Origin of the sequence: Gordonia terrae, from assembly GCF_001698225.1 — a bacterium.
GTDB classification, from domain to species: Bacteria; Actinomycetota; Actinomycetes; order Mycobacteriales; family Mycobacteriaceae; genus Gordonia; species Gordonia terrae.
On sequence record NZ_CP016594.1, the window covers coordinates 1,287,627 to 1,312,502 of the forward strand.

Here is a 24,876-nt window from a genome sequence, read left to right on the forward strand (position 1 = left end):
TCCCCGGTGCGCGGGCCACGGACCGTTCATCCCGAATTGGGCGGTCCGTCATGTTCCGGGGTGGAGCCCGGTCAAGTCTCCGGGGGACGATCTCGATCATGCGCGTCGCGATCGTCGCCGAGAGCTTCCTGCCCCAGATGAACGGGGTGGTCAACTCCGTCCTCCGGGTTGTCGACCACCTCGAGTCCACCGGACACACCGCCGTCGTCATCGCACCCGACACCCCGCGCGGGGTGCCGGGTGGGCCGCGGCTGATCGGCCGCCGGACCCCGGTGCATCTGCTGCCCGCCGTGCAGGTGCCGCGGGTGACCTCGCTGCCGGTGGGCGTGCCGTCGCCGCTGCTGTACCGCACCCTGCGCGACTTCGAGCCGGATGTGGTGCACCTCGCGTCGCCCTTCGTGGTGGGTGCCGCGGGCGCCGTCGCCGCCCGAGCGCTCGGGGTGCCGGTGGTGGCCGTGTTCCAGACCGACGTCGCCGGGTTCGCCGCCGCGTATCGGCTGGGTGCGGTCGAGAAGCTCGCCTGGCGCTACACGCGTCGCCTGCATGAGATGTGCGATCTCACCCTTGCGCCGTCGACGGCGACTCTCGAGGTCCTCGCCGCGCACGGTGTACCCCGGCTCGCACGATGGGGCCGCGGGGTCGACGTCGGTCTCTTCTCCCCGGACAAGCGCGACCTGTCGTTGCGGGCGGACTGGCTGGGTACCGCCGACGACAAACTGGTGGTCGGATTCGTCGGCAGGCTCGCGCCCGAGAAGCACGTCGAGCGGCTCGCCGGACTGTCGGGCAACCCGAGGGTGCAGCTGGTGATCGTCGGCAACGGACCCGAACGGGACCGGCTCGAGCGGTTGATGCCGGATGCGGTGTTCACCGGCGAGCTGCGCGGCGAGGCCCTCGCCCGTGCGTACGCGAGCTTCGACGTGTTCGTGCACGCCGGCGAACACGAGACGTTCTGTCAGGCCATCCAGGAGGCGATGGCCAGCGGACTGCCGGTGATCGGCCCCGACGCGGGCGGCCCCCGCGACCTGGTGTCGGCGTTCCGCACCGGATATCTGCTGGAGGTCGAGGCCTTCGCCGCGAAGCTGCCCGCGATCGTCGAGTCCCTGCACGACGAGTCGGTGCGGTCGGCGTTCGGCCGCGCGGCGGTGCAGGCCGTTCGGGCGAGGACCTGGCCATCGGTCTGCGCGGAACTGGTGAACCACTACGCCGCGGTGACCGGCGGCGGGGTCGTGACCGAGGTGGGGCGACCGGCCTGAGGTGCGGGACCGGCGTCTGGGGCGACCCACCTCACGGCAGTCGGACGCGCATCGCCCGGTAGCGTGATCGGCATGGCATCGACGGGCGCGACACCACCGGAACAAGCGGGTCTGGGCGGGACGAGTGTGGGCCGGGCGAGCCTGGAGAAGGACCCGGCCGAGGTCGCCGCGATGTTCGACGGCGTCGCCCGCCGCTACGACCTCACCAACACGGTCCTGTCGTTCGGCCGGGATCGCGGTTGGCGCAAGAAGACCCGTCGGGCCCTCGATCTACACCCGGGCGACATCGTCCTGGACCTCGCGGCGGGCACCGCGGTGTCGACGGTCGAGCTGGCCTCGTCGGGTGCGCACTGTATCGCCGCGGACTTCTCGCTCGGCATGCTCAAGGCCGGAGCCCACCGGGACGTGCCGAAGGTCGCCGCCGACGCCCTGTCGCTCCCGTTCGCCGACGATTCATTCGACGCCGCGACCATCTCGTTCGGACTCCGCAACGTCAATGATGTGCCCACCGCGCTGGCCGAACTCCGGCGCGTGCTGAAACCCGGTGGGCGGCTGGTGATCTGCGAGTTCTCGACGCCGACGCTGAAACCGTTCCGCACGGTGTATATGGAGTACCTGATGAAGGCGCTGCCCGCGGTCGCCACCAAGGTGTCGAGCAGCCCGGCGGCGTATGTCTATCTCGCCGAGTCGATTCGGGCCTGGCCGGACCAGTTCGCGCTCGGCGACCTGATCCGCGAGGCCGGGTTCTCCGGGGTGCGGTGGGAGAACATGACCGGTGGCATCGCCGCGATCCACTCGGCGCGGGCCTAGGAGTTCGCGGCCCGCGGTGTCCCGGCGTCGTGCGACACCGGGCATCCCGGTGCGAACGTACCCAGGTCGTCGACGCGGAAACCGTCGGGGTAGCTGCGGACCTGCTTCGTCTGGCGCCCGAAGAGCGGTTCGGTCCGCGGTGAGGCGAACAGGCGGATGGCGAGTCCGCGTGCTTTGAGTCCGCCCCGCACCAGCACCCGTTCGACCGCCGTCGGCTTCGGGTATCCGAACGCCCCCAGGAGCCGATCGTCCATGAGCGCGAACGACATCCGACGCACCACCGCCCGCGGCAACAGTTTGTACGGCATGAACGTGCCCAATAGATCCAAGGTGGCGTCGGCGACCGCGAGCGAGTCGGGACTGAACGCGAAATGGGCGGTCTCGTACTCGTCGTAGAACTTCTTGAAGTCGTCGTAGGTCTCGGGGATGTCCTTGATGCCCATCAACTGGCCGAGTCGACGGTAGTAGTTGGTGAGGCCGAGGATCTCGTGGTTGGTCAGTGAACGCCATTCGTAGGAGTTCACCCACTCGACCGGGCAGACGACGAAAGTGGCGAGCACGTAGACGAAGTCGTCGTTCGGGATGTCGTACATGCCGTGCATCTGGTTGATGCGCCGGATGCCCGCGCGGCCGGCCGGGCTGTCGACCCCGTGCTCGATCGGGGCGTCGAGCAGCAGCACGGTGTCGTCGTAGCGCTTCTGGGTCGACTCGGTGAACTGGCTGGTCTTGTAGAGGAGGTCGCCGATCGAGGGCACCGCGTAGGTGCGGAAGAGGGCGAAACTCAACGCCTGCGTGATGCCCCAGGGGAACTCCTGGGTGCCGAGTGCGCGGGCGATGGCGGTCGGATCGCCGACGGCATCCATGCGGTCGATCTCGCCGCGCAGGTGATAGCGCTGGGCCAGCCGGTTCTGGAGGGCGTGCTTGGTTCGGGTGGCGAGAGTGGATGCGGCGGACATCTTCCATCTCCTGGGTCGACTGGTGGCCTGATTCTGTCACAGGTGTGGCAGCGACCACACGGTTGGAACATCATAGCCTGAACGTTCCAACGTGCACATCGGCGGATCCGCGGCGCTCAGGAGAACGGCGGACGCGGGTCGATCTGCCGGGAGATGCGTCCGGCGGTGCGCCATGCGCGGGCCACCAGGTCGGCGTCCTCGGCGGTGATCAGGTTGCCCATGACCCGCACCACCATCGACATCAGTTGGGGGGATCGAATGCCGGGCCGTCCGAGCGTGGGCACGGTCTTGGGCATGGTGAGCAGGCCGGCGAGGCGTCGGGCGGCGGAGAACGCGAGTCCGTAGTGCCCCACCAGGACATCACGCCACCGGTCGGTGTAGTCGTCGGTGCCCAGGAGTTCGACGGCGAGTCGTGCGGTCTCCAGGGCGTAGTCGATGCCCTCGCCGTTGAGTGGATTGACGCATGCGGCGGCGTCGCCGATCAGCATCCAGTTGCGGCCGGCGACGCCGGAGACGGCACCGCCCATCGGCAGCAGGGCCGAGGTGATGCGGACGGGCGGCCCGTCGAGGGCCCACTCGTCGGTCACCATCGCGGCGTAATGTTCGAGGATCGGTCGAAGTGCCATGTGCGCCGGGCGTTTCGACGTCGCGAGGGCGCCGACGCCGACGTTGACCTGCCCGCCGCCGGCCGTGCCGAGGGGGAACACCCAGCCGTACCCGGGCAGCAGTCCGCCGTCGGGTCCGCGGAGTTCGAGGTGGGAGCCCATCCAATGTGAATCGGCCCGCGCGGACGGCGCGTACGCGCGGGCGGCCACACCGTAGGCGGTGTCCCGATGCCATTGCCGTCCCAGTGATTTCCCGATTCCGGACCGGACGCCGTCGGCGACGACGAGGTCGGTCACCCGCATGGTGTGGGTGCCCGAGGGGGTCGCGAAGGTGACCGAACCCACCCGGTCACCGTCCATCTCGATGCCAACGGCCTTGACGCCCTGCACCATTCGCGCGCCCGTCGACACCGCGTGTTCGCGGATGGCGTCGTCGAACTCCGTTCGCGCCACCGCGCTCCCGTAGGCCGGGAACCGGCCCGAGGGCCACCGGACCTGTTGGCGTGCACCCCATCCGTTGAGCAGCAGGCCGTCGATGCGCGGACGATCGGCGAGAAGTGTGCCGAGCCCGAGTGCGTCGAGTTCGGCGACGGCGCGCGGGGTGAGTCCGTCGCCACACGTCTTGTCGCGCGGGAACACCGCGGCGTCGGCGAGGACCACGTCCCGGCCGGCGGCGACGGCGTGGGCGGCCGCCGCCGATCCGCCCGGTCCGGCGCCGACGACGAGGACGTCGGCGGAATCGGGGAAAGTGGGGGTCGTGTCCGTGCTCACCCGACCAGTATGTCCGGACCCCCGACGGGATAGGCTCGCAGCAGGTGGGGTCTACGCGGCAATCGCGTGTCCGCCGTCGAGTATTTGCCGGATCAGACGAGATGGGGCCGCGTTTCCGTGAAGTCCACATTCGCCGGGGTTGACCTGGTGTCGGATGAGTTCGCCGACACGGTGCGCTCCTCGCTGCAGCGGGTCGAGGATCTGCTGCTCGCCGAACTCTCGTCGGGTGACGAGGTCATGACCGAGGCGGCGACCCACCTCGCGAAAGCCGGGGGAAAACGTTTCCGGCCGATGTTCGCGATCCTGGCCGCCCAGTTCGGTCCGCGCCCGGACTCCGACGACGTCATCACCTCGGCGACGGTGGTGGAGATGATCCACCTCGCCACCCTCTACCACGACGACGTGATGGACGAGGCCGCCATGCGGCGCGGTGCGGCGAGTGCCAACGCACGCTGGACCAACAGCGTGGCCATCCTCTCCGGCGACTTCCTGTTCGCACGCGCCTCACGCCTCGTCTCGACGCTGGGTCCCGAAGCGGTGCGCATCATCGCCGAGACCTTCGCCGAACTCGTCACCGGGCAGATGCGCGAGACGGTCGGGGTCAAGCCCGGCGCCGACCCCATCGACCACTACCTGCAGGTCGTCTGGGAGAAGACCGGCTCGCTGATCGCCGCCGCCGCCCGTTTCGGCGCGATGGCCTCCGGGGCCACGCCCGATGACATCGAGCGGCTCTCGCGCATCGGCGACATCGTCGGCGTCGCCTTCCAGGTGTCCGACGACATCATCGACATCAGCTCGGTGTCGGTGGAGTCGGGCAAGACCCCCGGCACCGATCTGCGCGAAGGCGTGCACACGCTTCCGGTTCTCTACGCCGTCGCCGGAGACGACGCGACGTCGGCCCGGTTGCGCGAACTGCTGGTCGCCGCCGATGGCACCGCCCGGCCGCTCACCGAGGACGCCGAGGTCGCCGAGGCGATCGAACTGCTCGGCTCGTCGGCGGGTATGACCGCGGCCCGGGCCAAGCTTCAGGAGTTCGCCGACGACGCGCACGCGATGCTCGCGGAGCTGCCGGAGTCGCCGGCCCACCGCGCGCTGGCGTCGCTGGTGGACTACACGATCGAACGCGTCGGCTGAGGGCTTCGCCCAACCGCAGCGACGCGGTCACCGACCGTCGCGGGCCATCTCCTGCAATCTGCGGATGCGTTCGGCGGTCGGCGGGTGGGTGGCGAACATCTTGGCCATCCGGTCGGTGGCACGGAACGGGCTCTCGATCATCATGTGCGACTGCGCGGCGATGTCGGGCTGCGGCGGCAACGGGGCGGCCTGCACGCCCCCCGAGATCTTCGCGAGCGCCGACGCCAGGGCGAGAGGGTCCCCGGTGAGTTCGGCGCCGGACTGATCGGCCTGGAACTCGCGTGATCGGGAGACGGCCAGCTTCACCAGGGTGGCCGCGATCGGTCCCAGGAGTGCGATCAGCAGCATGGCCAGCGGGTTGGGCGCGTTGTCTCGACCGCCGAAAGCGCCCATGAACATCGCGAAATTGGCGAGGCCGCTGATCACCGCCGCCATCGCGCCGGCGATGGAGCTGATGAGGATGTCGCGGTTGTACACGTGCGACAGCTCGTGACCCAGCACGGCGCGCAACTCGCGCTCGTCGAGCAGGTGCAGGATGCCGGTGGTGCAGCACACCGCGGCGTTCTTGGGGTTGCGACCCGTGGCGAACGCATTCGGTGACTCGGTGGGGGAGATGTAGAGCGCGGGCATCGGCTGATGTGCCGTCGTCGCCAGCTCCCGCACGATGCGGTACATGACCGGCGCCTGCAGTTCGGTGACCGGCTGTGCGTGCATCGCCTTCAACGACATCTTCGCGCTGTTGAAGTAGACGTAGGCATTCATGCCGACGGCGACGACCACCGAGCCCCAGAGGATCAGAGGGCTCTGGAACATCGCGCCGATGCCGACGATGATCGCCGACATCAGGCCCAGCAGAGCCGCCGTCTTCAAGCCGTTGAAATGCATCGGGTCCTCGTCTGTCCGGCGCCGCGGGTCTCGGGCTCCTCGGGCCGGTGCCGGACAACCCGCTGCCGGCCGAGGAGTGCTGGCGCCCTCATCCAGTCAAACGACGCAGCACCCGTCTGGGTTTCCGCGGACGGATTCCGGTTCGGGCGCAGGCGCGGATCAGCGGTAGTTGACGAACTGCAGGGCGATGCCGAAGTCCTCGCCCTTGAGCAGCGCGATGACCGCCTGCAGGTCGTCGCGCTTCTTGCTCGACACACGCAGTTCGTCGCCCTGGATCTGCGCCTTGACGCCCTTGGGGCCCTCGTCGCGGATCTTCTTGGAGATCTTCTTGGCGTGGTCGGAGTCGATGCCCTGCACGAGCGAGCCCGTGATCTTGAAGGTCTTGCCCGAGCCGACGACCTCGCCGGCGTCGAACGCCTTGAGGGAGATGTCGCGGCGGATCAGTTTCTCCTTGAACACCTCGAGGCCCGCCTGCGCGCGCTCCTCGGCGTCGGAGGTAATCACGATGTTCTCCTCGCCGGACCACTCGATGCCGGTGTTGGTGCCGCGGAAGTCATACCGCTGGGACAACTCCTTGGCAGCCTGGTTGAGGGCGTTGTCGACCTCCTGGCGGTCGATCTTGCTCACCACGTCGAACGATGAATCAGCCATGTCCGACAGGGTATGTCATGGCCATGGGAGTCCGGTTGACCAGCCGGTTTGCGCGTGGACGTGGTGTTCGTTGTATTCTTCACGGCGTTGTTCGAACGGCTGTCGCGACGGCCTGGGAGAGCGGCACGGCAGGTTGCCCGAGCGGCCAAAGGGAGCGGATTGTAAATCCGTCGCGCAAGCTACATAGGTTCGAATCCTATACCTGCCACAGCGTGGTCCATCTTCGCGAAACTGCACTTCAGACGGTCTCCGACCAGCGATTTGTCTAGCGCAGACGCGAGTGTGTAACCTCGTTAAGGCTCTCGGGCTCAACCGCCCGGGGCACGCCCCCTTAGCTCAGTCGGCAGAGCGTTTCCATGGTAAGGAAAAGGTCGACGGTTCGATTCCGTCAGGGGGCTCGCTGGACGAGAAGTCCGCGGGGCGGTGTAGCTCAGCTGGTTAGAGCGCACGACTCATAATCGTGAGGTCGAGGGATCGAGTCCCTCCACCGCTACACATCGGGTCCGACCGGAACCGAGCGCAAGGGTCGCAAGCCCTGAGGGAACTTCCGAACCCGACCACGTACCACCCGAAAGAAGGCAATCAAGTGGCCTCCTCAACAGATGTTCGCCCCAAGATCACCTTGGCCTGCGAGGTGTGCAAGCACCGTAACTACATCACGAAGAAGAACCGCCGCAACGATCCCGATCGCCTCGAGATCAAGAAGTTCTGCCCGAACTGCGGCAAGCATCAGGCGCACAAGGAATCGCGCTGACGCTGTCGTCGGCCTTTCCGAAGTACATCCAGCAGCGGGCTGCCTCTCCACGAGGCGGCCCGTCTTGCTGTGGTGGGCCCGAAGGGAGTAGTGCTCAATGTCACAGGTAAGCGGAGCCGAGATCCAGGATCGTGCGGACGAGGCGTCGAACGGTGGTGCAAAGCCGACTCCCGAGGAGATCGCCGCCCACACCCAGAGCCTCGTCGGGTTCCACTACACCGTCGACGACTACTACGAGATCGGCCGCGAGGAGATCCGTAAGCACGCCATGGCCGTGCAGGATGCGCATCCCACGCACTGGAGCGAGGAAGGCGCCCGGGCCTTCGGCCACGACCGCCTGATCGCCGCGCCCACCTACGTGTCCGTGCTCGGCATCATCGCCCAGCGCAAGCTGTTCGAGGACGTCATCACCGGCTACGACATGTGGCAGATCATGCAGACCGATCAGCGCCTGGTCTACCACCAGCCGATGAAGGTCGGGGATCGTCTGATCTGCGACGTCTCCCTCGAATCGTTCCGGCACGTCAGCAGCCCCGAGATGATCGACCTGATGGTCACCAAGAACGTCATCTGGAACCAGTACGACGAGCCGGTCATGACCACCTGGACGTCGTTGGCCGCGCGCCCCGGCATGGATGTCGATCCAGAACTCGAGGCCTCCCTCGACCACGTGATGATCAAGGTCGACGCCATCGGCGAATCCGGCCACACCGTCGAGCCGAAGGCCGGTCGTTATGACCTCGACGACCCGACGCAGTCGCCCGGCGCCTTCGGTGCCGTCGACTTCGACACCCTCGCCGTGGGCCAGGAACTGACGCCCAAGCGCTACCTGCTCACGCGCGGCAACCTCGCGAACTATGCGGGCGTCGCCGGCGATCCCAACCCGATCCACTTCTCCGACCACGTCGTGAGCGCGGCCGGGATGGACGACGTGGTCGCCCACGGCATGCAGACGATGGGGCTCGGCGCGAGCTACGTCTCCGAGTTCATCGGTGACCCGGCTGCCTTCTGCGAGTACAACGTTCGTTTCACCAGTCCGGTCTACGTCCCCGCCGACGACAGCGCGGCGGTCGACTTCACCGGCAAGGTCAAGTCCCTTGATCCCGCGACCCGCCGCGGGACCATCGCGATCACGGCCAAGCAGGGCGATCGCCGCATCTTCGGTCGCGCCCAGGCCGTCATCCAGTTCAACTGACCCGATCGTGGGCTGTGCCATCGGCTCGCGGAGGGACGGGTGTACGGTCGTCGGGGGAGCGGAGGCGAGCTCGTTTTGGGTCCACCGCCCCGGTGATCTACACTGAAGTGTCTGATTGATTCAGACTTGCGCGCTACCCATAGGGTGGCGCGTTGGTTTTGTCGGCGACGAAACGCCGGCGGGTCGCGAGACCGGATCGAGAAAGACGGCAACGCCGACCACCCCGGTGGGGGCGTCGCAAAGGGGCGTAGCTCAATTGGCAGAGCAGCGGTCTCCAAAACCGCAGGTTGCAGGTTCAAGTCCTGTCGCCCCTGCCCTGGTGAAGGGCACACGCTGACGAGAGGACCGCGAAGTTGAGCAAGCGAGACCGGGCCGCCCGCGCCAAAGACGCCGCAGAGGGTTCTGCGGCCGATTCGGCTGCGGCTGAGCTCGACGGTCGCGACGAGGCCACCGACGCGGGAACGGTCGACGAGACGTCGACCGAGACCGCCAAGGAGCTGCGTCCGTCCGGTAAACGCTCTGCTCGCGGGCGTCGCTCGTCGGCGGGTGCAACCGATGGTGACACCGACTCCGGATCGGGGTCGGTCGCCGTCAAGGAACGCAAGACCAAGAAGAAGGCGTCTGCCGGGGAGAGCCGGAATCCGATCGTCAAGATCTGGCTCTTCCTGACGCAGGTCGTCGCCGAGCTGAAGAAGGTCATCTGGCCTACGCGGCGCGAGATGATCACCTACACGATCGTCGTGCTCGTGTTCGTCATCGTGATGACCGCGTTCATCTCCGGCCTCGACCTCGCCTTCGCCAAGGGCGTCCTCTGGTTGTTCGGCTGACCCACGCGGTGGGCTCGGCCGGCGACGAGGAGTACGACCGCCAGATGAACCATAAGGAGCGTGGGCTGCAGTGAGCACCCCGGAGAACGAACTCGCCTCGACCGATTCCGTCGACGTGGCCGATGCCGACGTCGACGCAGCCGATGTCGACGCGGCCGTGACCGACGCGGTGGACACCGAGGGTCACGCGGTTGCCGACGACGCGGTCGTCGAGGGTGACGAGGCCGCGGCCGAGGACACGGTCTCCGAGGATGCCGCCGACGCCGACGAGGCCCCCGCCGAGGAGACCGAGGTCGATCCGGTCGAGGAACTGCGCAAGCAACTCCGGCGCGCCCCCGGCGACTGGTACGTGATCCACAGCTACGCCGGCTACGAGAACAAGGTGAAGGCCAACCTCGAGACCCGCGTGCAGAACCTCGATGTCGGCGACTACATCTTCCAGGTCGAGGTGCCGACCGAAGAGGTCACCGAGATCAAGAACGGCCAGCCCAAGAAGGTCAACCGCAAGGTGCTGCCGGGTTACATCCTCGTCCGCATGGAACTCAACGACGAGTCGTGGGGCGCCGTGCGCAACACGCCGGGCGTCACCGGTTTCGTCGGGATGACCAGCAAGCCGTCGCCGCTGTCCCTCAACGAGGTGCTGCAGTTCCTGATGCCGCGCACCGAGGCCAAGAAGCCCGCCGCATCGCGCGGGTCTGCGGCCGACGGTGTCGAGGCCGCAGCGGCAGCCGCGTCGAACGTCATCGAGGTCGACTTCGAGGTCGGCGAGTCGGTCACCGTCATGGACGGCCCGTTCGCCACGCTTCCCGCGTCGATCAGCGAGGTCAACGCCGAGCAGCGCAAGGTCAAGGTGCTCGTGTCGATCTTCGGTCGCGAGACGCCGGTCGAGCTCGGGTTCAACCAGGTCGAGAAGATCTGACCTCAGCTTCCCAAAGCTGGACAAACACAGACTTTCACGTCTCCAGCGGGCGTGAATTCGCAAGGAAACAAGCAAGGAACAGAAGATGCCTCCCAAGAAGAAGAAGCTCGCCGGGATCATCAAGCTCCAGATCTCGGCAGGCCAGGCCAACCCGGCCCCGCCCGTGGGTCCGGCGCTCGGTCAGCACGGCGTGAACATCATGGAGTTCTGCAAGGCGTACAACGCGGCGACCGAGTCGCAGCGCGGCAACGTCATCCCGGTCGAGATCTTCGTGTACGAAGATCGCTCCTTCGACTTCAAGTTGAAGACCCCGCCGGCTGCGAAGCTCCTCCTGAAGGCCGCCGGCCTGCAGAAGGGCTCGGGCGAGCCCCACACCAACAAGGTCGGCAAGGTGAGCATGGACCAGGTCCGTGAGATCGCCAAGACCAAGGCCGAAGACCTCAATGCCAACGACATCGACCAGGCCGCGAAGATCATCGCCGGTACTGCTCGGTCCATGGGCATCACGGTCGAGGGCTGATCTCCACTTACGAACATCCCGTGGGAGGGCCGGCTCGGCCCGCACCACACACCCTGCCGACTGACGGCGGAGAAGGAACAGAGCAATGAGCAAGAAGAGCAAGGCCTACGCGGCCGCGGCCGAAAAGGTCGACAAGACCAAGCTGTACAGCCCGCTGGAGGCTGTGGAGCTGGCCAAGGACACGTCGTCGAAGAACACCGACGCGACCGTCGAGGTCGCGATTCGGCTGGGCGTCGACCCCCGTAAGGCAGACCAGATGGTTCGAGGCACCGTCAATCTGCCGCACGGTACGGGTAAGACCGCCCGCGTGATCGTGTTCGCCGCAGGCGACAAGGCCGCCGAGGCCACCGCCGCCGGTGCCGACGAGGTCGGCGCCGAGGATCTGATCGAGCGCATCCAGGGCGGTTGGCTGGACTTCGACGCCGCGATCGCCACCCCGGATCAGATGGCCAAGGTCGGCCGCATCGCGCGTGTCCTCGGACCCCGCGGCCTGATGCCGAACCCGAAGACGGGCACCGTGACCACCGACGTCACCAAGGCCGTCAACGACATCAAGGGCGGCAAGATCAACTTCCGCGTCGACAAGGCTGCGAACCTGCACTTCGTCATCGGCAAGGCGTCGTTCGACCCGGCCAAGCTGGCCGAGAACTACGGCGCTGCGTTCGACGAGATCATGCGCGCCAAGCCGTCGGCTGCCAAGGGCCGCTACATCAAGAAGGTCACCGTCTCCACCACGACGGGCCCGGGCATCCCGGTCGACCCGGCGGTCACCCGCAACTTCGCGGAGGCACCGCAGGCCTGATCTCGCATCAGGCGCACTGACACCCACGAGGGGCCCGGCATCATGCCGGGCCCCTCGTGTTTATTTCTGCGTGGTCCGTTCGCCGTGTTGCGTGAAGTCACGCGTGGTCGGCGAGTACGCGTGCAAGGGCTGCTTCGACTGGGGTCAGGGGCTGGGTGATGAGGTGCTCCGGCAGTGCCGGTGGGTGGATGAGTTGTCGGTAGGCGAGTTCGAGGCGTCGGCCGCGGTCGCCATAGCCGACGGCGTCGGGGCGCGACGGGTTTGGGCGCGACGGGTCGCCGGGCCCCTTGCTCCCTGAGGAGCGCCCGAAGCTTTCGGAGGGCGCGTCAGCCCAGCTCCCTGAGGAGCGCCCGGAGCTTGCGGAGGGCGCGTCACGAAGGGTCCGGCGACCGAGTCTGCGAAACCCTCGGGTGGTCGGTCCGTGGATCTCGGCGCGTATGTCGCATAGGTGTTCGGCGAACCGCCGGGGTATGTCGGGCCGGCGGTTGATGTGTTCGGGGTTGGGTGGTGCGCCGGGTTCGGCGTTGAGTCGCCAGATGCAGCGGCCTTCGTCGGGTCCGGACCGTTCGATTCGGGTGGTGTATTGCCCGGGTGCGTCACCGACCATGCGGTTGTGGCGGGGGCAGGCGGGTGCGAGGTCGTCGATGTCGGTGAGACCGCCCTCGGCCCAGTCCTTGTGGGCGTGATGGAGTTCGACCTGGGTGGCGGGCTGGTCGCATCCGGGTGCGGAACAGACTTCACCGTCGGGGCGGGCGAAGGAGACGAGGCGTTGTTCGCGGGTGGCGAGGCGTTTGCCGCGTCCGAAGTACAGCGGGACGGCGGTGGCGTCCTTCAATACTGCCAACCATGGTTGAAAGCCGCCGGCCATCGCGACCAGGTCGGGGATGGGCAGCAGGGTGCCGGTGGCGGTGGTGGCGAGCCCGGCTTCGCGGATCAGGTCGGAGAGGTCGGCTTTGATGATCAGTTGCACGGGCAGCCCGCGGTGCGACTTTCCGAGTGCGCCGGCGGCGAAACCCGCGGCCAGGGCGGCATCGAGCGCATCGTGATTGGTCTGCGCGAGGGTGCGCCCATCACGATCGGCCGCGAGCGCCACGGCGTCGGGATCGACAGCTCCCGCCGGCCCGCGGGGCGAATCCGGGTCGTCTAGGTTGTTGAGTCCCGGCTTGCCCCAAACGGCGAACATCATCGTCAGCCGGGCGGCGAGTTCGGGGGTGAGGGTGCCGGAGATGGTGGCGGTGCCGTCGGCGCGTTGGCGTCCGATCCACAGGTTGCGGCGCCGTTTCCGGTCGGTGTCGTGGGCCAGGGTGCCGTCGGGGTCGAGGTGGGCGAGCAACCGCGCACCGAGTTGCGTGATGTCGGCAGGCGTGTGGTCGGCGGCGATCTCGGCCATCTGACGCTCGGCAGCGACTTTCACATCATGCTCGACGGCGTGGGGGATCTGGTCGAGGACATCGAGGGCGGCCTGCACGTGTGCAGAGCCAACCGCTCCCGCAGCGAACGCCTCAGCGAGGCAGGGGTATTCGGGTGGGAGGACCTCGCCGCCGAGGCTGGTCCGGTGGGCGGTGGCGTCCATCTGCTTACGACGCCGCACAGGGTTGGAGACTCGCAGCCGGTGGGTCATGAACTGCATGAGCGTTCGGCAGCCGGTCTTGCGGGGGAGGTCGCGGGCCTCGGCCTGATCGATCTGCCGGTCACCGGCGACGGTCAGTCGCGCGATGGCGCGTTCGGTCTCGGCTGCCACGTCAGTCAACTCGGCGTCGGTACATGGCGCCAGGTCCACGGTCTGCAGTTCGTCGAGGATCGCATGCAACTCGGTGACGAGTTCGACGGCTCGCGGTTTCGGCGTGGCTGATTCGTCAGACATGGCCACCCCCCGAGAACCGTTGCTGCGAATGTACGTTCGAGTGTACACCGACACGGCTACATCGCAACCTCTAAAGCTCTGTTGTGCAACGGTATTCGTCGGACAAGAGTTGTCGGTGCCTCATGGTAGGGGTACGAATCCAGTCAGGTGTTGCGAACTTCGACGGTGGGCGCACTGGATCCCCCAGGGGCGGCGGCACGACAATCGCCGCCGCCCGCGTGCTCTACGAGCGTTCGGCGACTCACTGCAGCCAGTTGTTGCCCCCGAGGTCCAGCTGCGCGACGTCGAGGCTCGGGGTGATTCCGGATTCCGGTGCGAGGCCGTGGTTCTCGAGGACGTTGCGCATGATCTCGGCGGCGTCGATGTTCAGCGGGCTCGACACCCACATCGCGTACGGCAGGTTCACGAATCGGTTCTCGCGTACCGCCTTGAGATTGCGGCTGGCCGGGTTGGACCGCAGCGCGGCGATCTTCTCTTCGACCGTCTGACCGGGGTAGTCCACGAACACGATGACGTCGGGGTCCGCGGTGGTGAGCCGTTCCCAGCTGACGGCGGTCCACGTGTCGTCGATGTCCTCGGTCGCGTTGCGGGCGCCCGCGGCGTCGATGATGCCCTGCGGGCCGCCGTAGGACCCGGAGGAGAAGATGGTGTCGGAGACGCTGTCGAAGACGAAGACCGTGGGCTTGTCGGCGGGTTGCGGTGCGGCGCGGAGCTTCTCGAGGCGGTCGGCGACCTCGTCGGCCGCGGCGGCGCCCTGGTCCGGGTTGCCGGTGATGGTGCCGATGTTGCGCAGGTCGGTGTCGAGCGCGACCCATGGGTCCATGGTGCCGCGCTGCGCCTCACCCTCGACCTGCCGGCACGCCTCGGACAGCTGGTAGACGTCGATGCCGTGGGATGCGAGGATCTCCGGCGTGATCCCGCGGGACTCGCTCATGCCGTAGTTGTATCCGGCATAGAGCACCTGGGGCTTCGCGGCGACGATGTTCTCGAGCGTGGGACGCTCGGCCGCGACCTCGTTCAGGGTGTCCACCTGAGGTCCGTACTCGAGCCGGAGAACATCTTTGTCGCGGGCGAGCGCACTGACCGCCACCATGTTGTCGCGGGCGCCCGCCGCCAGGGCGATCGCGATCATGCCACCGTCGTTGACGAACAGCCGGTCGAGCGGCTGGGGGAAATCGACGTCGGCTCCGCAATTGGCCACCGTCACAGTGTCTTCGGTGGCCGCGGTGCTGTCGGTCGAGCATGCGGCAACCGCGCCAAGGGTCAGTGCGGCGACCAGGACGGCGGCGGTCGGGTGGACTCGGGAGGTGCGCGTACTCAAGGGATGTCCTCTCACAGGGTGTCTGTCGTCAGAGCTCGGGGAGCAGAAGTGTTGGGGGAGTTCAGCAGGAGGTGTGGCAGGCCCGTCGCCGGGTGGGTGACAACGGTCCCGGACACCTCGAAGACGGCCGCCAGCAGATCCGGCGTCAGCACGTCGACGGGTCGGCCCTGGGCGACCACGCCGCCGTCGGACACCACTGCGACACAATCGAAGTGGCGCAGGACGAGGTCGAGGTCGTGCATCGCTGCCAGCACGGTGGCGTCGAGTTCGTCGAGGATCTTCATCAGCCGCAGGCGCCAGGCCGCGTCCAGATGATTGGTGGGTTCGTCGAGCACCAGGATCGGGGTCTGCTGTGCGAGTGCACGGGCGAGGACGACGCGATGCCGCTCGCCACCGGACAGGTGGGTGCACGAGCGGGCGCCCCAGCCGTCGAGGCCGACCTGCGCGAGCACCGCGCCGACCACCGTCGAGTCGTCGGCGTCCCCGGTGGACCAGGCCGATCGGTAGGGGGTCCGGCCCAGGCCGACCGCCTCGGCGACGGTCAGTTCGGCCGAGGGCTGTTCCTCCTGGCCCACCACCGCTATCGAGCGGGCCCGCTGCCGCGACGGGAGTCGATGCAGGTCCTCGCCACCCACGTCGATGGTGCCGGCGACGGGACGTTCGAGCCCACACAGCGTGCGCAACAGGGTGGTCTTGCCGGAACCGTTGGGGCCGACGATGGCCAGTCGGGTGCCCGCCGGGACGTCGAGATCGACATCGCGCAGGACGACGCGGCCGCCCCGTCGACACGCGAGTGCGTTCGCGCGCAACGCCATCGAGCGGATCGGTGGTGGATTGGTCATGAGCCGCCGCCGAACACATACTGGCGTCGACCCATGAGGAACAGGAAGATCGGCGCGCCGATCAACCCGGTGACGATGCCCAAAGGCATCTCCCGAGGCGCGGCCGCGACCCGCGAGATGACGTCGACCCACACCAGGAACAGTGCGCCGCCGCAGACCGCCACCGGCAGCATCGCGCGGTGGGTGGCGCCGACGAGCAGCCGGGCGGCGTGCGGGACGATCAGACCGACGAAGCCGATCCCACCCGCCACCGCGACGAGCACGCCCACCAGGACGCCCTGGATCCCGAAGAGCGCGTTACGCATCGCGCGTACCGGTACACCCAGCGACGTCGCGGTGTCGGTGCCGGCCGCGTAGGCGTCGAGCCAGGAGTGGATGGCGAGCATCGCCACGATGGTGACCAGCACGACCACCCCGGCGATCTGCACCTTCGCCCAGGTGGCGCCGGCGACGCTGCCGAGCATCCAGAACATCACGTTGTCGGCGGCGTGGGGATCCGCGGCGGTGAACACGAGGAGCGACGACAACGCCATGAACGCCGAGGACAACACGACGCCGGACAGGATGAGTCGCAGCGCGGTCAACCCGCCCTGGGCGCGGGCGACGAGGTACACCGTGACGGTGGCCGCGAGCGCGCCGAGGAGCGCGCCGCCGGAGAGTGCCCACACCCCGAGGCCGGCCAGCACGCCGAGGGTCATGACGGCGGTGGCCCCGACCGCCGCGCCGGCGGACACGCCGAGCAGGTACGGCTCGGCGAGGGGGTTGCGGACCAGGGCCTGCATGAGAGCGCCGGCCAGTGCGAGCCCGGCACCGACGAGCGCGGCCAGGACGGACCGCGGCAGCCGGAGATCCCAGATGATCACCGCGTGCGCGGAATCGGTCTCGGCGCCGGTCAGGCGGCCGGCGACGGTGTGCCAGACGTCGCCGACGGGGATGGTCTCGGCGCCGAACGCGGTGGCCAGGGCGATGCTGAGGAGCGTGAGGACGAGCAGAACTGCGGCTAGCGGCGTCGACGGGAGTCGCCGTACCGGCGGGGCGGTGGCGATCTCGGTCGTGCCGTCGATACGACGGGACACGGACTGTACTGCCTTAGGGTCTGGGTATCTGTGCGCGAGATACACGGTGGACTCGAGCGAGAGCGGCCGGTATTCGGACTCGGGTTCGTCCGGAGCCGGCGCCTTCCCGGGTCGCCCCAGTGGCTGTGTGCCGGTTCCGTCCCCCATACCGCTGCGCGCCAGTCCCGGATTCGCACCGGATTCCCTGACACCCACGTGTGCGGGTGTGACCGTTCTCGCCGCACACGCTATCAACACCGTCCAGCGGATCGGTGGGCGGTCGGCGTGCGTCCCCGGACAGCGGCCGTGCGAGGACCTACGCTGGATGCCGACGATCGATGAACCCGACGCGGAAACGGTGAACCGATGGACGTACGAGACACGAAGCTGGCCATCATCGGGGCGGGTGCGGTGGGCACCGCGATCGCCTACTCCTCGCTCATCCGGGGTGTTGCACGGACCATCGCGCTCCTCGACATCAACGCCGCGAAGGTGACCGCCGAGGTGCTCGACATGTCCCACGGCCTCGAGTTCGTCCCTCGTGCCGACATCATCGGCTCCGACGACGTGTCGGTGTGCGCGGACGCCGACGTCGTCGTCTTCACCGCCGGTGCGAAGCAGAAGCCGGGTCAGTCCCGTCTCGAATTGGCCGAGGCCACAATCGGTCTGACGCGCGCCATCCTCCCGGGGGTGCTCGAGGTGGCCCCGAATGCGATCTACGTGATGGTCACCAATCCGGTCGACGTCGTCACCTACGCCGCCCAGCAGATCAGCGGATTGTCGCCCAGCCGAATCTTCGGCTCGGGCACCGTGCTCGACTCGTCCCGGCTGCGTTTCCTCATCGCGCAGCATTGCGGTGTCGCGGTGCAGAGCGTGCACTCCTACATCGCCGGCGAGCACGGCGACACCGAGATCCCGCTGTGGAGCTCGGCGACGATCGGTGGGGTGCCGCTGACGTCGTGGACCCCGCTGCCCGGTCGTCCGGCGCTGAATGTGGTTGCACGCGAACGCATCCACCACGAGGTCGTGCATGCCGCCTACACCATCATCGAGGGCAAGGGGGCCACGAACTATGCGATCGGTCTGGCGTCGACGCGCATCGTCGAGGCGATCCTGAACAACGAGCACCGGGTGCTGCCGGTGTCGACGCGGACCGACGGGATCGAAGGGCTCGACGGAGTGTGTCTCTCGCTGCCGACCGTCGTCGACCGCGGCGGCGCCCAGACCCGGCTCGACGTCCCGCTCTCGGATGCGGAGCGAGCCGGTCTGCTCGCGTCGGCGGAGACGCTGCGGGGGATGCAGGCCCGGTTCGGGCTGTAGTCGGGGTCAGGTCGGCACGGTGGTGCGCAGGAACTGCAGCTGGTCGGCGACGACCTTCTCGAAGTCCTCGCCGATGTAGATGTCGAAGTGCCCGACCGGGTATCGGATGACCCGGGCTCCGGGTGCGCGCCGCGCGTAGGCGATCGTCGAGCGTGCCGGTGCCACCGTGTCCCCGTCGCACACGCACAGCAGGGTCGGGCAGTCGAGATCTTTCAATGCCCGGCCGGGTGAGTGCAACGGAATGGTCAGTCCGACCCGCGCGGCCACCTCGTTGGGCAGTTCGAGACCGTCGGGAACCAGTGGGAGATATCCCGACACCGCGTCCGGTGCGGTCATCAGCGCCGCCGATCCCGGTTCGCCGGCCAGGCCGACCATGACCGGCGGCCTGCGCAGTGCGGATCCGGCCAGATCCGCGAGTGCCCGAACGGTCACCTTCGCCCCGGACACCACGCCCAGGGCTGCGGTCGACGCAGGTCCGCTGGTGAATGGGCACTGGGAGATCACCGCTGCCACCCGGCCGTCGCGTTTGCCGGCGACGAGCACGTGTCCGCCGCCGAAGGAGGTGCCCCACAGCACTATTCGTGAGGTGTCGACGCCGGCGAGAGTTCGTGCGAAGGCGATCGCCGCGGCCCAGTCGTCGAGCTGGCGCCGGATGGACAGGAGCTGTCGCGGTTCGCCGTCGCTGTCGCCGAAGTGACGGTAGTCGAACACCAGGCACGAGTAGCCCGCCGCGGTGAAGCGCTCGGCGAACGCGTCGAGTCGCATCCGCCGGACCGCACCGAGCCCGTGTGCCATCACGATGACCGGCGCCGGTGTGGTTCCCTCGGGCCGGTACCACCAGGCCCGGCATGTCGTCCCGGACGAGTCGAACTCGACGTCGTTCCTGATCATCGTTCCCCCGCTGTCGGTGTGTGGCCTGGGCGGACTGTACCAATACGCATTGTCAAATGACAGGGTGATCTCGCCCGACGTGTCCGTCGGCCGGACCAATCTTCGCGATGCGCGCGCTGTTCGACGACCTGACTCCGTAATGTCACCTCGTCACGATGAGGTGTCGGGGGACACACAGAAGAAGGTCAAGCACGATGCGTTGCTCGCGAAAGATGGTTCTCGGATTCCTGGCCGCGGCGTCCATGACGGTCGCTCCGCTGATGGTGGCGGCGCCCGCCTCGGCGGCAACCGATTACGCCAACTGCTCAGAACTCAACGCCGACTATCCGCACGGTGTCGGCCAGACGGGCGCCGTCGACTCCACGTCGGGTACGCCGGTCACGAACTTCACCGTCGACGACGACCTGTACGACGCGAACACCGAGAGCGACCGCGACAAGGACGGTATCGCCTGCGAGAAGCGCTGAGCGCGACCAGAGCCTGACGACGTCGCGGTCGGCGTGCGCCTGCCGCCGGACATGCAGGCGTTAGATTCGTGCTCATGGCGGCCCGACTCGACAGGTTTCTGAGCAGCGCACACCCGGACATCGCGATCGCGGCCGCGCTGCTGTTCGTGGCCGGCTTGATCGACGCCATCGCGTTCTTCGTGCTCAAGGGCAGCTTCGTCGCCTTCATGTCGGGCAACTCCACCATCATGGGTGCCTCGGCCGCGGCGGGCCGGTGGTCGACCATCGCTCTCGTCGCCGGACTCGTGGTCGCGTTCTTCAGTGGTGCTGCCGGGGGTGCGGCGATCAGCCGCTGGGGCGGGAACCACGCTCCGGTGTGGATTCTCGGGGCGGTGACCGGCGCGCTTCTCGCCGGCACCGTCGTCGCACTCACCGCGTCGCCGACCGCCGGGATGATCGTCGTCGCGGTGGCCACCGGTGCGATCAACTCGGCGCTGTCGCACACGTCGACCGTGCAGGGCGGACTGACCTATGTCACCGGCACGCTGGTGAAGTCCGCGCAACAACTGGTCGCGTCGCTGGGCACCGACCGGCCGTGGGCGTGGCTCGAGGTGTTCTGGATGTGGCCGGTGTTCGTGCTCGGCGCGGTGTGCGGTGGATTCGCCGAACGACACTGGGGTGTCGCCGGGCTGTGGGTCGGGGTCCTGATCGCCGCCTGCGCCCTGCTCTTGCGCGTCGCCGAGACGTCGTCTCGAGGCAATTCGCGGTCCGATGGAACCGATCGGGCCGCTGGATAGTCTGAAACATATGCGCGACGACAAGCTGCTCACCCGGATCTCCGCCCTTCTCCGTCAGGCGGAGAACACCGACAACGAGCACGAGGCCGAGACCTTCATGCAGGCGGCCCAACGGCTCGCCACGGCATCGTCGATAGACCTGGCCGTGGCCCGCGCCCACGATCCGGCCGCGCGTAAGAAGGTCACGCCGATCAGCCGCCAGATCGCCATCGGTGAACCCGGCAAGCGTGGATTGCGCACCTACGTGCAGCTGTTCGTGGCGATCACGGCCGCCAACGATGTGACCGTCGACGTGGCGAGCAACTCGACGTTCGTCCTCGCCTACGGCTACGAAGCCGACATCGACGCGTGCGAGGCGCTCTACACCTCGCTGATCGTGCAGATGGTCGCGGCCAGTGACGCCTACCTGCGGTCGGGGGCCTACAAGGGAGAGACGTTCGCGCGGGTCGTCACCCGGGGGAGCGGGTGGCGTGCCCGACGGGTGATAGAGGAGAAACCGCTGTCGCCGATCACCGCGCGGCTCAACTTCCAGTCGGCGTTCGCCGAACGCATCGGCAAACGTCTCACCGAGGCGCGGGACGCGGCTCGTGCGGAGGCCGTCGCCGCCGAACGTGACTCCGGTGAATCCACTCGTTCGACGGCGGTCGCATTGCGCAACAAGGAGATCGAGGTGACCGACTACTACCGCGCGGAGTCGAGTGCGCGCGGCACCTGGCGCCCCTCGAGCGCGTCCGCCGGATACTCGGAGGCTGCGCGCCGGGCCGGCGACCACGCGGGACGACGGGCGAAGATCGGTGCCGACCGGGAATTCGGCGGCGCCCGCGGCGCGCTCGAGGGTTAGGGCTCGACGCCGGCGGCGGAGTCCTCCGCGGGCCTCGCGCCGGGCCGGTCGTACCACGCCACCGACGGTTGCGGGACGAACGGTGTCGGGGTGCCCGCCCACCGCCGCACCCATCGGCCGACGCGCCCCTCGTCGGTCGCCGCGGCGTGCACGACGATGGCGGTGACCACCAGGATCAGTGCGAACACGAACAGCCAGCTGATCGCGACGAAGACGATGCCGAGGGTGCCGTAACTGCGGATCGTGCCCGCGGCCAATGTCGGCAGCGCGACGCGGCTACCGGCGAGCAGCACGGTGATGAGGAGGCCGGTGCCGAGTCCGTTGAGGACGAGCAGCTTCATCGGCACCTGCGACGACACCAGGAGCCGGGGGATGAACGTGAACGTGGCCGACCAGATCAGCAGGGTCACGGCGGCGACCAGCACGATCCCCAGGACGCCGCGGTCGCCGACATGCACGCCGAAGATCGAGGTGGCCTGCAGTCCGGTGGACAGGCCCTGCACGGTCACCGCCGCGGGGATGAGGAAGACGACGACGACCCACCGCCAAAAACTGCGCCACGGCAGTTTGGCGACGTCCCAGATCGACACATACATTCGGCCGAGGGCACGGGACAGGGAGGTGGCGCCGGCGATGGTCATCAGCGCACCGATGATGCCGAAGGTCGTGGCCGATGTCGGGTCGTCGATCGTGGGCGCGTCGAGACTGCTGGCGGGGATACCGAGTTCGGTGAGCGCGTCGTCGACGACGTCGGTGCCCGGCAGGGTGAGCACGAGGATCACGATCGGGAGGATCGAGGTGAAGGCCTGCGCTGCCAGCGTCATCGATCGGTCGGTGAGGTTCCCCCGGGCGATGTCGATGACGATGCGGAGCACCAGGGAGGCGCCGGGCAGTCGCATCACGCGCTCGCGAACTGCATCGAGATCGGGACGGCGCATGAACTCTCCCATCGGCTCCGGGGTGAGCTTCGGCCCGCTCGCTTCGCTCCCGGCGCCGGACTCATTCGGCCCGCTCGCTTCGCTCCCGGCGCCGGACTCATTCGGCCCGCTCGCTTCGCTCCCGGCGCCGGGTACGTTCCATCATGGGCGATGCCGTGACTGAACGTGACACCGGGCGCGCCCGATTCTATGAGGCCGAGCACCTCGTGCACCGTCTGTTCGACAACGTGTCGTCGTCGCGGACGGTGCAGCTCGCCGGCACCGAGGTGACTCTCCCCGCCGAGGTTCGGTTCGCCTCGATCGACGCCGTCGACGACTACGTGCGCCGGGTGCTCGAGCTACCCGGGGTGCGGTCGAGTTTCGAGCGTGCGGCTCAACCGGTCTCGGTCCGCGAGCGGCGCGGCCAGCGGTCCGCGCACTACGCCGCCCGGGTTCGCAGATCCGACGGCGTGCCGGTCGGCGCCGAGATCGCCATCCCGTCCGCGACCGAGGGGCGCTGGGCGCTGCGCGAACTGGTGGTGCTCCACGAGCTCGCCCACCACCTGGACGGCACGACCGGTCCGGCGCACGGACGCGGATTCGTGCTGACGCTCATCGAACTCGTCGGGCTCGTACTGGGGCCCGAAGCCGCGTTCGTGTATCGCGTCGTGCTGTCGGACTCCGGAGTCGGCTGACCGGCAGATCCACCGCCGATCGACAGGTCCACCCCCGGGTACGGCGGTGGACCTGTCGACCAGTGATGGATGTGCGCGAGTCCTAACGCGTCGTCGCCTCCCGGTCGGCGGCTCGCTGGAACTCGAGATCGTCGGATGCGCAGGCCAGACAGATCGGCGCGTGACCCGCGGACGGGTCGCGGTCCATCTCGTAGGCGATGTAGCTGTCCTCGCAGCGATGGCACCGGATGCGTGCCTCCCACATGTCGTCGACCTCGTCGCGGGGATCGTGCGGACGCACCATGGTGAACCAGCCCTCGCGGCGGAACGCCAGTGCCACCGCATAGATGAGACCGGCCACGACGAACGCGATGGGTGACGCCCAGACGGCGCCGAAGGTGCCGCCGAACAGGACGAGTGCGATGCCGATCACGGACGCGACCGCCCACGCGCCCACGCCTGCTGGGTTCACCGTCGGGACTCGACCCGGACGGAACTCCAGCGAATCGGCAGGGATTCTGCGCAGACGCATCCAGCCGATGTGCGTCAGCGCGATGGCGACCCACCCCACGATGAGGACACCCTGGTACTGCAGGGAAGTGGTGATCCAGGACAGCACGTTGGTCAGCATCATCAGGTAGACGATCACCGCGACGACACCTACCCAGAAGGTCCTGGGCATCGAGAACTTGACGGTCCGGGCGAAGAAGTTCTGGAAATTGGTGGACGCCAGGTAGAAATTGCCGCTGTTGACCCGAGTCTGGCTGACGACGACCCACAGCAGACCCCAGATCCCCATCATGCCGACGATCCCGAGGATCGCCGACTCCTCCGAGAGAGGTCCGGCGATGGTGATGGTCTGGGCGAGGAACATCCCGACAGCCGCGTTGACCAGGAGCGTGACGACATAGAACGGGGTGCCGAAGGACACGCGGGCATTGAAGCCGGCATCCTGCGGGCGGCCGAATCGGGCGTAGTCCCAGGCCATCATGGTGACGACCCAGACGCCCATGTAGATGACGAAGGCATACCACCAGCCGGGCACCCCGAGATCGGCTGCGGCTTCCGGCTCATAGGTGAGCCAGTCGTTGCTGTAACCGTATTCGGCGATCGCCCACACCACTGAACCGACCAGTCCGATGACGTAGAGCGGCAGCAGGACCCCGTTGAGCCGGTCGAGCCAGGTGGCGACGCCGCGCCACGCCAGGGGCGCCTGGTATGCGACGACCACGAACGCCCAGAACGCGATCGGGAGACCACCGAAGTAGGCGTGCAGGGCCGATGCGACGATCGCACCCTCGGCCACCACGTAGTAAGCGATGGTGATCCCGAACAGGGCTGCGGCGAAAGCGGATCCGGCGCGACCGAACACGACGCGGGAGAACAGCGAGACGCTGGTCCCGGTCTGGTTGGCGAACTTGGCGGCGACGGAGTTGATGGCACCGTAGGCCACCACCGAGAGTCCGATGCCGATGAGAGCGTCGGTGGCGCCCACGGAGAGGGAGACGGTGGCGCCGACGACCACGAAGAACATCGCGCTCATCAGGCCGAACCAGGCCATCGACACCGACGAACGCGACGTTCGCCACGAGTTGGGCACGATGTGCATGGAGTAGTCCTCGGCGGCGGCACGAGCCAGGACCTGGGGATCGTCGGTGTAGGTGACGTCCAGGGGCGGAACCCCGCCCGCCCTGGAGGATGAAATATCGAGAGTCATTGCTTTCCTAGGTGTTCGAGTGGTGGTCAGATGCGAAGCCAGCGGCGGGTGGATGGCGTCGATGCCACCACCCGCCGCTGGGTGTTGTACGAATCGGTCCCCGGAGCAG

The 24,876-nt window shown here is 67.9% G+C and carries 25 protein-coding genes, 4 tRNA genes and 1 riboswitch; of the genes, 18 read left to right on the plus strand and 11 right to left on the minus strand.

Going from position 1 to position 24,876, the window contains the following annotated elements; all coding sequences use genetic code 11:
• Nucleotides 1-98 precede the first annotated feature (98 nt).
• Nucleotides 99-1,253, plus strand: a complete 1,155-nt coding sequence (locus BCM27_RS05860) for a glycosyltransferase family 4 protein (RefSeq protein ID WP_004021747.1) — start codon at nucleotides 99-101, stop codon at nucleotides 1,251-1,253.
• Nucleotides 1,254-1,325: 72 nt separating this feature from the next.
• Nucleotides 1,326-2,063: a demethylmenaquinone methyltransferase gene (locus BCM27_RS05865; protein WP_004021746.1), complete on the plus strand. Its 738-nt coding sequence runs from the start codon at nucleotides 1,326-1,328 to the stop codon at nucleotides 2,061-2,063.
• Here the strand turns inward: BCM27_RS05865 and BCM27_RS05870 are convergent.
• Entirely contained in the window at nucleotides 2,060-3,019 is a 960-nt protein-coding gene (locus BCM27_RS05870; RefSeq protein ID WP_004021745.1) for an oxygenase MpaB family protein, read from the minus strand. The two genes, BCM27_RS05865 and BCM27_RS05870, sit on opposite strands and share 4 nt — an antisense overlap.
• 116 nt (nucleotides 3,020-3,135) lie before the next feature.
• On the minus strand, nucleotides 3,136-4,395 hold the full coding sequence (locus tag BCM27_RS05875) for a geranylgeranyl reductase family protein (RefSeq protein ID WP_004021744.1): 1,260 nt from the start codon (nucleotides 4,393-4,395) through the stop codon (nucleotides 3,136-3,138).
• A 117-nt stretch (nucleotides 4,396-4,512) separates the two neighbouring features.
• On the opposite strand from BCM27_RS05875, the gene BCM27_RS05880 reads away from it, so the two are divergent.
• Complete coding sequence (locus tag BCM27_RS05880; protein ID WP_004021742.1) at nucleotides 4,513-5,529, plus strand: polyprenyl synthetase family protein; 1,017 nt, start codon at nucleotides 4,513-4,515, stop codon at nucleotides 5,527-5,529.
• Nucleotides 5,530-5,556: 27 nt separating this feature from the next.
• On the opposite strand, the gene htpX is transcribed toward BCM27_RS05880, so the two are convergent.
• On the minus strand, nucleotides 5,557-6,414 hold the full coding sequence (htpX, locus tag BCM27_RS05885; RefSeq protein ID WP_004021741.1) for a zinc metalloprotease HtpX: 858 nt from the start codon (nucleotides 6,412-6,414) through the stop codon (nucleotides 5,557-5,559).
• Nucleotides 6,415-6,573: 159 nt separating this feature from the next.
• Nucleotides 6,574-7,065: a YajQ family cyclic di-GMP-binding protein gene (locus tag BCM27_RS05890; protein WP_004021740.1), complete on the minus strand. Its 492-nt coding sequence runs from the start codon at nucleotides 7,063-7,065 to the stop codon at nucleotides 6,574-6,576.
• Nucleotides 7,066-7,192: 127 nt separating this feature from the next.
• Between BCM27_RS05890 and BCM27_RS05895 the strand changes: the two genes are divergently transcribed.
• The 10 genes from BCM27_RS05895 (at nucleotide 7,193) to rplA (ending at nucleotide 12,082) form a co-directional block, all read left to right on the plus strand.
• Nucleotides 7,193-7,273: transfer RNA gene (locus BCM27_RS05895), tRNA-Tyr, on the plus strand.
• Between the two features lie 117 nt (nucleotides 7,274-7,390).
• Nucleotides 7,391-7,463 (plus strand) — tRNA-Thr (locus BCM27_RS05900).
• Between the two features lie 21 nt (nucleotides 7,464-7,484).
• Nucleotides 7,485-7,558: transfer RNA gene (locus BCM27_RS05905), tRNA-Met, on the plus strand.
• Nucleotides 7,559-7,651: 93 nt separating this feature from the next.
• The gene (gene rpmG / locus BCM27_RS05910) at nucleotides 7,652-7,819 is read left to right on the plus strand and encodes a 50S ribosomal protein L33 (RefSeq protein WP_003929651.1); all 168 of its coding nucleotides are present in this window, start codon (nucleotides 7,652-7,654) and stop codon (nucleotides 7,817-7,819) included.
• 97 nt (nucleotides 7,820-7,916) lie between these two features.
• A complete protein-coding gene (locus BCM27_RS05915) occupies nucleotides 7,917-9,014 on the plus strand; it encodes a fused (3R)-hydroxyacyl-ACP dehydratase subunits HadA/HadB (protein WP_004021739.1) in 1,098 nt (365 codons plus the stop codon).
• Between the two features lie 241 nt (nucleotides 9,015-9,255).
• Nucleotides 9,256-9,328: transfer RNA gene (locus BCM27_RS05920), tRNA-Trp, on the plus strand.
• A gap of 39 nt (nucleotides 9,329-9,367) precedes the next feature.
• Nucleotides 9,368-9,841, plus strand: coding sequence for a preprotein translocase subunit SecE (secE, locus tag BCM27_RS05925; RefSeq protein WP_004021738.1), 474 nt, complete (start codon nucleotides 9,368-9,370; stop codon nucleotides 9,839-9,841).
• A gap of 70 nt (nucleotides 9,842-9,911) precedes the next feature.
• Nucleotides 9,912-10,760, plus strand: coding sequence for a transcription termination/antitermination protein NusG (gene nusG, locus BCM27_RS05930; RefSeq protein WP_004021737.1), 849 nt, complete (start codon nucleotides 9,912-9,914; stop codon nucleotides 10,758-10,760).
• Between the two features lie 85 nt (nucleotides 10,761-10,845).
• Nucleotides 10,846-11,280 carry a 50S ribosomal protein L11 gene (gene rplK / locus BCM27_RS05935; protein ID WP_004021736.1) on the plus strand — a complete coding sequence of 145 codons (435 nt, stop codon included), beginning with the start codon at nucleotides 10,846-10,848 and terminating at the stop codon, nucleotides 11,278-11,280.
• An 85-nt stretch (nucleotides 11,281-11,365) separates the two neighbouring features.
• Nucleotides 11,366-12,082, plus strand: coding sequence for a 50S ribosomal protein L1 (rplA, locus tag BCM27_RS05940; RefSeq protein ID WP_004021735.1), 717 nt, complete (start codon nucleotides 11,366-11,368; stop codon nucleotides 12,080-12,082).
• 97 nt (nucleotides 12,083-12,179) lie between these two features.
• Here rplA and BCM27_RS05945 read toward each other — a convergent pair whose 3' ends face one another.
• The 4 genes from BCM27_RS05945 to BCM27_RS05960 all read right to left on the minus strand — a co-directional run bounded on the left by BCM27_RS05945 (nucleotide 12,180) and on the right by BCM27_RS05960 (nucleotide 17,185).
• On the minus strand, nucleotides 12,180-13,946 hold the full coding sequence (locus tag BCM27_RS05945; RefSeq protein ID WP_004021734.1) for an HNH endonuclease signature motif containing protein: 1,767 nt from the start codon (nucleotides 13,944-13,946) through the stop codon (nucleotides 12,180-12,182).
• Nucleotides 13,947-14,187: 241 nt separating this feature from the next.
• Nucleotides 14,188-15,267 (minus strand): ABC transporter substrate-binding protein, encoded by a 1,080-nt coding sequence (locus BCM27_RS05950; protein ID WP_004021733.1) that lies wholly within the window; start codon nucleotides 15,265-15,267, stop codon nucleotides 14,188-14,190.
• Between the two features lie 11 nt (nucleotides 15,268-15,278).
• Entirely contained in the window at nucleotides 15,279-16,082 is an 804-nt protein-coding gene (locus BCM27_RS05955) for an ABC transporter ATP-binding protein (RefSeq protein WP_004021732.1), read from the minus strand.
• Between the two features lie 23 nt (nucleotides 16,083-16,105).
• On the minus strand, nucleotides 16,106-17,185 hold the full coding sequence (locus BCM27_RS05960; protein ID WP_033206378.1) for a FecCD family ABC transporter permease: 1,080 nt from the start codon (nucleotides 17,183-17,185) through the stop codon (nucleotides 16,106-16,108).
• Nucleotides 17,186-17,232: 47 nt separating this feature from the next.
• Nucleotides 17,233-17,414: riboswitch (cobalamin riboswitch) on the minus strand.
• Between the two features lie 116 nt (nucleotides 17,415-17,530).
• Here BCM27_RS05960 and BCM27_RS05965 point away from each other — a divergent pair.
• Complete coding sequence (locus BCM27_RS05965; protein ID WP_004021730.1) at nucleotides 17,531-18,484, plus strand: L-lactate dehydrogenase; 954 nt, start codon at nucleotides 17,531-17,533, stop codon at nucleotides 18,482-18,484.
• 6 nt (nucleotides 18,485-18,490) lie between these two features.
• On the opposite strand, the gene BCM27_RS05970 is transcribed toward BCM27_RS05965, so the two are convergent.
• Nucleotides 18,491-19,375 carry an alpha/beta hydrolase gene (locus tag BCM27_RS05970; protein ID WP_004021729.1) on the minus strand — a complete coding sequence of 295 codons (885 nt, stop codon included), beginning with the start codon at nucleotides 19,373-19,375 and terminating at the stop codon, nucleotides 18,491-18,493.
• A gap of 194 nt (nucleotides 19,376-19,569) precedes the next feature.
• Here BCM27_RS05970 and BCM27_RS05975 point away from each other — a divergent pair, with 194 nt between their 5' ends.
• The 3 genes from BCM27_RS05975 to BCM27_RS05985 all read left to right on the plus strand — a co-directional run bounded on the left by BCM27_RS05975 (nucleotide 19,570) and on the right by BCM27_RS05985 (nucleotide 21,459).
• Entirely contained in the window at nucleotides 19,570-19,842 is a 273-nt protein-coding gene (locus tag BCM27_RS05975) for an excalibur calcium-binding domain-containing protein (RefSeq protein WP_004021728.1), read from the plus strand.
• A 74-nt stretch (nucleotides 19,843-19,916) separates the two neighbouring features.
• A complete protein-coding gene (locus tag BCM27_RS05980) occupies nucleotides 19,917-20,618 on the plus strand; it encodes a YoaK family protein (protein WP_110117397.1) in 702 nt (233 codons plus the stop codon).
• 10 nt (nucleotides 20,619-20,628) lie between these two features.
• Nucleotides 20,629-21,459 carry a DUF2786 domain-containing protein gene (locus BCM27_RS05985; RefSeq protein ID WP_004021726.1) on the plus strand — a complete coding sequence of 277 codons (831 nt, stop codon included), beginning with the start codon at nucleotides 20,629-20,631 and terminating at the stop codon, nucleotides 21,457-21,459.
• Here the strand turns inward: BCM27_RS05985 and BCM27_RS05990 are convergent.
• Nucleotides 21,456-22,397: a YihY/virulence factor BrkB family protein gene (locus BCM27_RS05990; RefSeq protein WP_004021725.1), complete on the minus strand. Its 942-nt coding sequence runs from the start codon at nucleotides 22,395-22,397 to the stop codon at nucleotides 21,456-21,458. The two genes, BCM27_RS05985 and BCM27_RS05990, sit on opposite strands and share 4 nt — an antisense overlap.
• A gap of 155 nt (nucleotides 22,398-22,552) precedes the next feature.
• Here BCM27_RS05990 and BCM27_RS05995 point away from each other — a divergent pair, with 155 nt between their 5' ends.
• On the plus strand, nucleotides 22,553-23,071 hold the full coding sequence (locus tag BCM27_RS05995) for a TIGR04338 family metallohydrolase (protein ID WP_033206375.1): 519 nt from the start codon (nucleotides 22,553-22,555) through the stop codon (nucleotides 23,069-23,071).
• Nucleotides 23,072-23,153: 82 nt separating this feature from the next.
• On the opposite strand, the gene BCM27_RS06000 is transcribed toward BCM27_RS05995, so the two are convergent.
• The gene (locus BCM27_RS06000; RefSeq protein WP_004021723.1) at nucleotides 23,154-24,767 is read right to left on the minus strand and encodes a purine-cytosine permease family protein; all 1,614 of its coding nucleotides are present in this window, start codon (nucleotides 24,765-24,767) and stop codon (nucleotides 23,154-23,156) included.
• Nucleotides 24,768-24,876 lie beyond the last annotated feature (109 nt).

Bases quoted from the DNA above. Each gene is read 5' to 3' on its own strand.
- BCM27_RS05955 (WP_004021732.1), bottom strand. From the start codon at position 16,082: ATGGCGTTGCGCGCGAACGCACTCGCGTGTCGACGGGGCGGCCGCGTC.
- BCM27_RS05990 (WP_004021725.1), bottom strand. From the start codon at position 22,397: ATGCGCCGTCCCGATCTCGATGCAGTTCGCGAGCGCGTGATGCGACTG.
- BCM27_RS05985 (WP_004021726.1), top strand. From the start codon at position 20,629: ATGCGCGACGACAAGCTGCTCACCCGGATCTCCGCCCTTCTCCGTCAG.
- BCM27_RS05860 (WP_004021747.1), top strand. From the start codon at position 99: ATGCGCGTCGCGATCGTCGCCGAGAGCTTCCTGCCCCAGATGAACGGG.
- BCM27_RS05870 (WP_004021745.1), bottom strand. From the start codon at position 3,019: ATGTCCGCCGCATCCACTCTCGCCACCCGAACCAAGCACGCCCTCCAG.
- BCM27_RS05975 (WP_004021728.1), top strand. From the start codon at position 19,570: ATGCGTTGCTCGCGAAAGATGGTTCTCGGATTCCTGGCCGCGGCGTCC.
- BCM27_RS05980 (WP_110117397.1), top strand. From the start codon at position 19,917: ATGGCGGCCCGACTCGACAGGTTTCTGAGCAGCGCACACCCGGACATC.
- rplK (WP_004021736.1), top strand. From the start codon at position 10,846: ATGCCTCCCAAGAAGAAGAAGCTCGCCGGGATCATCAAGCTCCAGATC.
- BCM27_RS05970 (WP_004021729.1), bottom strand. From the start codon at position 19,375: ATGATCAGGAACGACGTCGAGTTCGACTCGTCCGGGACGACATGCCGG.
- BCM27_RS05865 (WP_004021746.1), top strand. From the start codon at position 1,326: ATGGCATCGACGGGCGCGACACCACCGGAACAAGCGGGTCTGGGCGGG.
- BCM27_RS05890 (WP_004021740.1), bottom strand. From the start codon at position 7,065: ATGGCTGATTCATCGTTCGACGTGGTGAGCAAGATCGACCGCCAGGAG.
- rplA (WP_004021735.1), top strand. From the start codon at position 11,366: ATGAGCAAGAAGAGCAAGGCCTACGCGGCCGCGGCCGAAAAGGTCGAC.
- BCM27_RS05915 (WP_004021739.1), top strand. From the start codon at position 7,917: ATGTCACAGGTAAGCGGAGCCGAGATCCAGGATCGTGCGGACGAGGCG.
- BCM27_RS06000 (WP_004021723.1), bottom strand. From the start codon at position 24,767: ATGACTCTCGATATTTCATCCTCCAGGGCGGGCGGGGTTCCGCCCCTG.
- htpX (WP_004021741.1), bottom strand. From the start codon at position 6,414: ATGCATTTCAACGGCTTGAAGACGGCGGCTCTGCTGGGCCTGATGTCG.
- BCM27_RS05945 (WP_004021734.1), bottom strand. From the start codon at position 13,946: ATGTCTGACGAATCAGCCACGCCGAAACCGCGAGCCGTCGAACTCGTC.
- BCM27_RS05965 (WP_004021730.1), top strand. From the start codon at position 17,531: ATGGACGTACGAGACACGAAGCTGGCCATCATCGGGGCGGGTGCGGTG.